This is a genomic window from Oleiphilus sp. HI0086 (assembly GCF_001635225.1).
The window spans coordinates 1-5,140 of the sequence record NZ_LWFZ01000959.1; the positions used below are offsets into that span (position 1 = coordinate 1).

2 protein-coding genes are annotated in these 5,140 nt (G+C 43.9%); both read left to right on the top strand.

Annotated features, from left to right (window positions below):
* Window positions 1-188 precede the first annotated feature (188 nt).
* Complete coding sequence (hrpA, locus tag A3756_RS17165; RefSeq protein WP_068510684.1) at window positions 189-4,073, top strand: ATP-dependent RNA helicase HrpA; 3,885 nt, start codon at window positions 189-191, stop codon at window positions 4,071-4,073.
* Between the two features lie 159 nt (window positions 4,074-4,232).
* Window positions 4,233-5,108: a beta-ketoacyl-ACP synthase III gene (locus A3756_RS17170; RefSeq protein WP_068554055.1), complete on the top strand. Its 876-nt coding sequence runs from the start codon at window positions 4,233-4,235 to the stop codon at window positions 5,106-5,108.
* Window positions 5,109-5,140 lie beyond the last annotated feature (32 nt).

The window sequence follows — 5,140 nt, forward strand, 5'->3', positions numbered from 1 at the left end:
ATTCGTCATAGGTAATGTTTTCAAGTACGCGCATAACTTCTTAGCTTCTATAGTTTTGAATTAATTTTCTTTACAACTAATTTTGACAGAATAGTTTTAAGGTTCGTCTATTTAGAATAGGCTAGAATCCGTACGAATCAAAAACTTAGCTTTATTATTTTTTGTTATTTTGAACCAGGTTTTATCTAATGCCCTTAGATGTCAGAAAGCTTCAGCAGGCCATATCCAGCTGTTCTTACAAAGATCAAAGTCACTTTAAAAAACGACTCAAGCAACTCTCATCACACGGTGATGATAACGCCCTAGAGGAAAAGCTTGAAAAGCTAACTCAAGAAATTGAGGAATCTAAAGATCGTCTAAGTAAAAAAATAAACCGTCCGGTTTCAATCAAATACCCGCCTCAGCTACCTGTCTCCCAAAAAGTTGACGACATTAGCAAGGCAATAAAGGATAACCAGGTTGTAATTGTTGCTGGTGAAACCGGATCAGGTAAAACGACTCAGCTGCCAAAAGCCTGTCTTCAAGCGGGGCTTGGAAGGAAGGGCCTTATCGGCCACACTCAGCCAAGGCGTCTCGCTGCACGCACCGTTTCGACGAGATTAGCGGAAGAGCTAAATTCCCCGCTTGGTGATCTGGTTGGCTATCAAGTTCGTTTTACCGATCAAGTTAGTGATAGTACGCTAATAAAGGTCATGACGGATGGTATTCTCTTAAATGAAATCAAGTTTGACCGTTACTTAAATCGTTATGAAGTTATTATTATTGATGAGGCGCATGAGCGTAGTTTAAATATTGATTTCTTACTCGGTTACTTAAAACGCGTTCTGCTGAAAAGACCTGAATTAAAACTCATTATTACCTCTGCCACGATCGACGTAGACCGGTTCTCGGAGTTCTTTACTGGCGCGCCAATATTTTCTGTTTCAGGGCGAAGTTATCCGGTTGACGTGAATTACCGCCCATCTATTGGTGCAGATGTACAAGAGTTATCTCTTGGTGAGCAGATAGCTACAGTGGTCGAGGAGATTCAAGACGAAGAACGCCAACGCTCTTGGCAAGTTGGCGATGTTTTGGTTTTCTTACCTGGCGAGCGAGAGATCAGAGAGATCGCCAAGACCCTTAATGATTATGAATGGCGTGACACCGAGATACTGCCCTTATATGCCAGGTTAAGTACCAAAGACCAGAGCAGGGTGTTTCAACCTCACTCTGGCAGACGAATCATCCTTTCTACTAATGTCGCTGAGACCTCAATTACAGTGCCTGGTATCCGCTATGTAATTGACCCCGGTACCGTGCGGATTTCCCGCTATTCGTATCGCTCAAAATTACAGCGTTTGCCTATCGAGTCAATCTCCCAAGCGAGTGCAAATCAACGAAAGGGTCGTTGTGGGCGGATTGCTGAAGGTATTTGTTATCGACTTTACAGTGAAGACGACTTTATTTCACGACCTGAGTTTACCGATCCGGAAATACAGCGCACCAATCTAGCGGCTGTTATTCTTAAAATGATCGACTCCGGACTCGGGGCAGTGAAAGACTTTCAGTTTATTGATCCACCTGACTCTCGTCTTTTAAATGATGGCTATAAACTACTATTTGAGTTGCAGGCCGTCGATGAAAACAACCGCTTAACAGCGTTGGGCAAGAAACTTGCGACGCTTCCCACAGACCCTCGTTTAGGACGCATGCTGCTTAGCGCTCAGGACTTAAACGCAGTAAAAGAAGTGCTGATTATTGTTAGCGGCTTAAGCATACAAGATCCTCGTGAGCGCCCTGCAGATAAGCAGCAAGCAGCTGACCAGGCTCATGCGGAATATAAAGACCCTGAATCAGATTTCCTTTCTTTTTTGCGGTTGTGGGAATTCTTTGAAGATAAACGCCAGGAGCTAAGCAATAATCAATTAAAGCGCTTTTGCCAGAAAAACTTCCTATCCGCTGTGCGTATGAGGGAGTGGCGCGAGATACATAGACAACTATTACTCGTTTTAAAAAGCATCGGCATCAAGGAAAATGATAGCGAGGCTTCTTATGACTCTATTCATAAGGCTTTATTGAGCGGCTTGCTTGGCAATATCGGTAAACATGAAGAAAAACGCGAGTATCAAGGGTGTCGAAATCGACGTTTCCACTTATTTCCCGGGTCTGGCGTAAACAAAAAGCGCCCTAAATGGTTATTTGCCGCTGAAATCGTGGAAACTCAACAAGTCTATTCCAGATATAACGCAAGGCTCGATCCTGCATGGATAGAACCGCTTGCAAAGCATTTGGTAAAACGTTCTTATGCCGAACCTCATTGGGAAGCCAAAAGGGCACAAATAATTGCCAAAGAAAAGGTGACCTTATACGGACTTGAAATTGTCTCTCAGCGCCCAGTTAACTACAGCCAGATTGACCCAGGAGTTTGCCGTGAAATATTTATTCGCACCGGACTCATAGAGAGAGAGTTTCGCACCAAAAATAAGGCTATCGCTCATAACTTAAAGCTTATTGATGAAGTGGAATCGATTGAAGACCGCACGCGTCGTAAAGATGTCCTGGTCGATGATGAGGTGATATACGGACTTTACGATAAGGCTTTACCTGAACACATTGTGAGTGGTGCTGCATTTGAAAAGTGGGCAAAAAAAGCAAGCGAAGCTGACTCAAAGCTAATACGGTTTACAAAAGGTCAGCTGCGCAGCGAAAATGCGGATTCATTCGATCCGGGCCTATATCCTGAACATATTGAAAATAATGGCATACGCTTTCCTCTGAGTTACCAGTTCAAACCCGGCGCTGAAGATGATGGTGTAAATATCTCGGTGCCAATTAATGCAATAAAACAGCTAACTGTAGATAAACTCGAGAAGATAGTTCCTGGCTTGCTTCGTGAAAAATGCATCCACCTGATCAAAACGCTTCCCAGAACTTTGCGAAAGCACTTTGTTCCTGTGCCGGATGTTGTAGACAAGATACTGCCAAAGGTTGAAGCTAGTTCACGCCCTTTGCTTGAGATTCTTAGTGATGAGCTAAAAATTATAGGCAGCATATCTATTCCTATTGAGGCCTGGAATCTTGAGTCACTAGACAGTCACCTGCGCTTTAACATTAAAGTGCTGGATGAGCGAGGCCGGCTGATTAACCAGGGTAGGGACCTCGTTAAGCTTTCGCAAAAAGTTGAGCATTTGGCAAAAAACGCCGCAAAACTGGAAGAGAACCGACCTGAAAAACAAGTTGATATTACTGCCTGGGACTTTGGCGAGCTCAAACAATCCCAGATAATAAAACAAGCGGGTATTGAAATGATGCAATACCCGGCGCTTCAAGATTGTGGAGCACACATCAGGCTCATTCATTGTAATGATAAGCTAGGTGCCGAGGCGATTACGCGAATTGGAATTGCGCGATTACTAAGCTTTGAGCTCCAAGGTATTCGCTCGCAATTCAAAAAAGCGATTAAAAACTACCAAAAGCTAGGCTTGCTTTATGCACCTGTCGGGCAAGCCAGCGCACTTTATGATGACTTTCTGATTGCGGCAATATGTTTGCACTTCCTTAATGGAGAGCTTCCACGCAATGCAGAGCAGTTTAGTGCTTGTCTACAGGGCGGTAAGGGTGATTTCCTTAAGATCTGCGAAGAGTTCAGCGCTCTTGTTTTCGACATACTTAATCATTACCACCAGATAATGAAGCGCCTAAAAGGTAAAATGAACTTGGCAGTAGCTATGCCTATGGCTGACCTTAAACACCAGATTACCTGCTTAGTCTACGATGGCTTTTTGCAATCCACGCCCTATACCTCGCTAAAGAGCTTTCCTAGATATTTGCAAGCTTGCTCTCTACGCTATGACAAAATGGCAAGAGATATGGCCAATGAAAGGCGCTATGTACCCTTACTATCCGAATGGTGGGAGCAATACGAACTTCGAAAAAAACAGCTGGATGCTCAAGGTTTAAAGTGCGAAAACCTGGAGCGATTTCGCTGGTTACTGGAGGAGCAACGAGTGTCTTGGTATTCACAGCAATTGGGTACGAGTGAGACTGTCTCAGAGAAAAGGTTAAACAAACTCTGGGAGAGCGTTAGGCGGTAGCCGAATACTCACCAAGGTTGGCTCAAATATTGGTTGTCATTAAAGCTCGTAAAACGTAATCTGTGCAGCTATTTTCTTACTTATCGGCTTGTACTTAGTGCAGGTTTTGAATCTAAACGCGGTACGCTTGTCATGCTTGCCGTTAGCAAAGAGGTGACCATGATAAAGGCTGCTATTTCTGGTACTGGGCTGTTTACACCAAGTGAATCTATTTCAAATGATGAGCTTGTTGCGAGTTTTAACGCCTATGTGCAAAGCTTTAATCGTGAAAATGCTGACAAAATAGCCGCAGGCGAACTCGAAGCGCTACAAGAATCTTCTTCCGCTTTTATCGAAAAAGCTTCTGGAATTAAAAGCCGATACGTAATGAATAAGGCTGGCATTCTTGACCCTGAAATAATGCACCCATTGCTACCTGAGCGCTCCAATGACGAGCCTAGTATCTTATGCGAAATGGCCGTTAAAGCAGCCAAAGATGCGCTCAAAAATGCAAACAAAACCGTCGCTGATATCGATGCCGTCATCGTCGCTTGCTCGAATCTACAGCGCGCTTATCCAGCTGTCTCAATTGAGGTTCAAAGCCAACTTGGTGTAGAAGGCTTCGCATATGATATGAATGTGGCGTGCTCATCGGCCACATTTGGCCTTCAGGCTGCGCTCAATGCTGTTCAGTGCGGTTCTGCCAGGGCTGTATTGTTAATAAACCCGGAAATCTGCACAGCGCATTTAAATTTTCGTGATAGAGATAGTCACTTTATCTTTGGTGATGTCTGTACCGCAATCGTGATAGAGAGAGCTGACACAGTATCTTGTGATGACTCGTTCGAAGTTGTCAGCGCAAAATTAAAGACAACCTTCTCCAATAATATTCGTAATAATTTTGGATTCCTGAATCGTTGTGCTCCCGGCAGTGAAGGCTTTAGTGATAAGCTATTTGTTCAGCAAGGGCGAAAAGTATTCAAAGAGGTATCTCCACTCGTTGCTAAAATGATCAATGAGCACTTGGCGGAAACGAGCTTAGCGCTGAACACCTAAAACAGATGTGGCTCCATCAAGCTAACTTAAGC

Coding starts and splice junctions, on each gene's coding strand:
- hrpA (WP_068510684.1), top strand. CDS start 189: ATGCCCTTAGATGTCAGAAAGCTTCAGCAGGCCATATCCAGCTGTTCT.
- A3756_RS17170 (WP_068554055.1), top strand. CDS start 4,233: ATGATAAAGGCTGCTATTTCTGGTACTGGGCTGTTTACACCAAGTGAA.